At 29.8% G+C, this 3,152-nt stretch carries 3 protein-coding genes, 1 tRNA gene and 2 rRNA genes; 5 read left to right on the top strand and 1 reads right to left on the bottom strand.

Annotated features, from left to right (window positions below):
* Positions 1–21: 21 nt before the first annotated feature.
* Together rrf and VIM70_RS00475 are read left to right on the top strand one after the other, a co-directional pair.
* Positions 22–138: ribosomal RNA gene (rrf, locus tag VIM70_RS00480) — 5S ribosomal RNA — on the top strand.
* A gap of 5 nt (positions 139–143) precedes the next feature.
* Positions 144–219 (top strand) — tRNA-Phe (locus VIM70_RS00475).
* Positions 220–269: 50 nt separating this feature from the next.
* Here the strand turns inward: VIM70_RS00475 and VIM70_RS00470 are convergent.
* A complete protein-coding gene (locus VIM70_RS00470; RefSeq protein WP_331943005.1) occupies positions 270–944 on the bottom strand; it encodes a uracil-DNA glycosylase in 675 nt (224 codons plus the stop codon).
* A gap of 200 nt (positions 945–1,144) precedes the next feature.
* On the opposite strand from VIM70_RS00470, the gene VIM70_RS00465 reads away from it, so the two are divergent.
* The 3 genes from VIM70_RS00465 to VIM70_RS00455 all read left to right on the top strand — a co-directional run.
* Positions 1,145–2,020, top strand: a complete 876-nt coding sequence (locus tag VIM70_RS00465) for a YitT family protein (RefSeq protein ID WP_331943003.1) — start codon at positions 1,145–1,147, stop codon at positions 2,018–2,020.
* 245 nt (positions 2,021–2,265) lie between these two features.
* Complete coding sequence (locus tag VIM70_RS00460; protein WP_331943001.1) at positions 2,266–2,484, top strand: DUF3892 domain-containing protein; 219 nt, start codon at positions 2,266–2,268, stop codon at positions 2,482–2,484.
* A 577-nt stretch (positions 2,485–3,061) separates the two neighbouring features.
* Positions 3,062–3,152 (top strand): 16S ribosomal RNA (locus VIM70_RS00455); the annotation flags it as partial.

Raw genomic sequence — 3,152 nt, 5'->3', positions numbered from 1 at the left:
CAGAGAATATTTATATTCTCATCTGGTGATTATGGCATGAAGGTAACACCCGTTCCCATACCGAACACGAAGGTTAAGCTTCAATGCGCCGATGGTACTGCAGGGGTGACCTTGTGGAAGAGTAGGTTGTCGCCAGGTTATGTGGCTGGATAGCTCAGTCGGTAGAGCAGAGGACTGAAAATCCTCGTGTCCCTGGTTCGATTCCTGGTCTAGCCACCAAAAACGTCTTAGATAATTCTAAGACGTTTTTTTTATTGAAAATAATATTCTTATAAATTTTCAACCTGCCAATCAATAGTTTTTTTGTCTACTGAGATTAAAAAATTATTAGCATTAGAAAAAGGTTTACTATTAAAAAAACCTCTATATGCGGATAAAGGGCTTGGGTGAACTGACTTTATTATGTGATGTATTGGATTTGTTATAATAGAGTGTTTTGACTGAGCGTTCTTACCCCATAAAATGAAAACTATAGGTTCTGTTTTTTTATTCAATAGTGTAATGATTTTATTCGTAAAATGTTCCCAACCTTTATTTTTATGAGAGTTAGCTTCACCACATCTAACGGTTAGTACGGTATTTAATAATAAAACACCTTGATCAGCCCATTTTTTTAAATATCCATTATTAGGAATATAACAACCTAAATCATTGTGTAATTCCTTATATATATTTAATAGTGAGGGGGGAATGGGTACACCTGCTTTTACAGAAAAACTTAAACCGTGTGCTTGGTTTGAACCATGGTAAGGATCTTGACCAAGTATAACAACACATACATCTTTGTATGCTGTGTATTTAAGGGCATTAAATATATCTTGATTTTCAGGATATATTTGCGAGTTTTCATATTCTTTTTTTAAAAAAGATTTTAATTTTAAGTAATAATCTTTGTTATATTCTTCTAATAATAGTTCATTCCAATCATTTTCTAAGTTATTCACAAAATCACCTCACTTAAGTGTATCATAGATACTTTTATTTTCATAAAATAAAAGTTTATTTTTTGTATGAATATTAAGGTATCTATGAATAACTCTAGTTATTTTAAATGCTAATAGTATATAATGATAGCGGACATAAATATAGTGCACAAAACAATTGATAGTTTTTCACAATTAAGGGAAAGACATGGAGGCAGGTTATGAAAAATACATATAATATAGATTTTAAAGATTTATTTAAGAAAATTTTTCTTATTATTTTAGGGAGTTTAATTTTATCTATTGGAACAAACTTATTTATAGTTCCAAATAAGCTTCTAGGCGGGGGACTTTCAGGAATAGGGTTAATGCTACAGTATCTTTTCAATCTACCAGTGGGAGTAACAATATTAATACTTAATATACCACTTCTTATATTAAGTATATTGAAAATAAATATGAAATTTACTGCATTTACAATATTAGGAACTATATCATTATCATTTTTCTTGATTCTTACCGCACCTTTAAATAATGTTCTTGCTCCTGTTCAGGATGCATATAGAATTCTTTATTGTATATATGGGGGAGTACTTTCAGGGATAGGTCTTGGAATTGTTATTTCTAATGAAGGATCTACAGGGGGAATGGATATTGTAGCTATATACGCTAAAAAGAAATACGATATAGATGTAGGTATAGTAACTTTTACAATAAACTTTTTGATTGTAGCTGGTGGCTCTGTAATATTTGATTTCAAGGTAGGATTATATACCCTGATTTCTATGTATATTTCTGCTACTGTTATGGAAAAGGTTATAAATGGATTGAATAGACGTAAAATGCTTCTAATTGTGTCAGAAAAAGAAAAAGAAGTAAGTGATGCGATAATGAATGAATGCAAAAGAGGGGTAACTCTTTTATATGGAGAAGGGGCATATACAAGCCATAAAAAAAATGTAATGTATTGTGTTGTGTCATTAGGGCAATTGCCACAAATAAAGAGAGTAATAAAATCTATAGATAAAGAAGCCTTTATTTCTATAATTGATATAGCTGAGGTTCAAGGTAATGGATTTAAAAGTCCTATAGGCTAGGGTTAAAATAAATATAAATAATGCATATAATACAATGGAAGCATGTGATTAATCACATGCTTCCATTGTATTATATGGCTATTTAGTAATATTAATTTATTTAATCTTTAGAGCTTAGTAATAAAATGGAGCTTAAAAGGGAAATACTAAATATGTTATGTAAAAGCTATCGTCTGAAATAATATAGAATTAAGAAATTTTAGATGTTGAAGTGTATTTATATTAATTAGAAGGAGATGTATTTTATGAAGATAGTTAAGGTAAGAAAAAATGAAGATGGAGATATTACAAATGTATTAACTGACACTGGTGAAGAATTAGATGTGAGCAAGGCTGTTGCTTTGGCAAAGAGGGGAAATGTAGAATCAGTTATCGTTGGTAAAAATAGAAACGGTAATGATGTTATAAAGTCCTCACCTAATAATACTACGGAAGACAATTTAGATAATCTTCCTACTTTCTAGTATGAAAATTGTAAGTCCTCTTAATTAATAGTTTTATTAATATAGAGGGCTTACATATTATTTGTAAATAATTAATGATAATATGAGGATATTATTCATTTAAATAAGGTATACTATTCCTAGTGTATCATTATAAAGAAAACTTACCATATAGAAGTATTATGGAGAATAGTATATATAATTGTATTATCTAAGAAAAAGAATAAAAATCATTGTTTTTAAAGATGATATTATATTAATTGTCGCTGCGGAACGGTAGCGATAAAGTAATGGAATATATGAAAAATGACAGTTTTAAAAAAATAAAAAACTGTTGACAACACTGAGATTAACAGATATAATAGTAGAAGTCGTCACATGATGACAAAGCAAATTGGTCTTTGAAAATTAAACAGAGAAATAGGTAAAGAAATGAAATAATATTTTATTTTAACCAGTTAATTACTTTAGTATAAAGTAATATTTTAGTCGTAAGACTAAAAAGTATGTAATGAGCATGCGAATCAACCTAACGGTTGCTTAACCAGCTTTACAGTTGGCGCAGATTAATCATTTCAACTAAAAAAGTGTAAACTTTTAAATTGAGAGTTTGATCCTGGCTCAGGACGAACGCTGGCGGCGTGCCTAACACATGCAAGTCGAGCGATGCGATCCTTCGGGATCAATTA

Source organism: Clostridium sp. (assembly GCF_036569345.1).
In the GTDB taxonomy this organism is placed as follows: Bacteria; Bacillota; Clostridia; order Clostridiales; family Clostridiaceae; genus Clostridium_AD.
This window is presented reverse-complemented; position numbering and strand designations above follow the sequence as displayed.

Coding starts and splice junctions, on each gene's coding strand:
- VIM70_RS00465 (WP_331943003.1), top strand. CDS start 1,145: ATGAAAAATACATATAATATAGATTTTAAAGATTTATTTAAGAAAATT.
- VIM70_RS00460 (WP_331943001.1), top strand. CDS start 2,266: ATGAAGATAGTTAAGGTAAGAAAAAATGAAGATGGAGATATTACAAAT.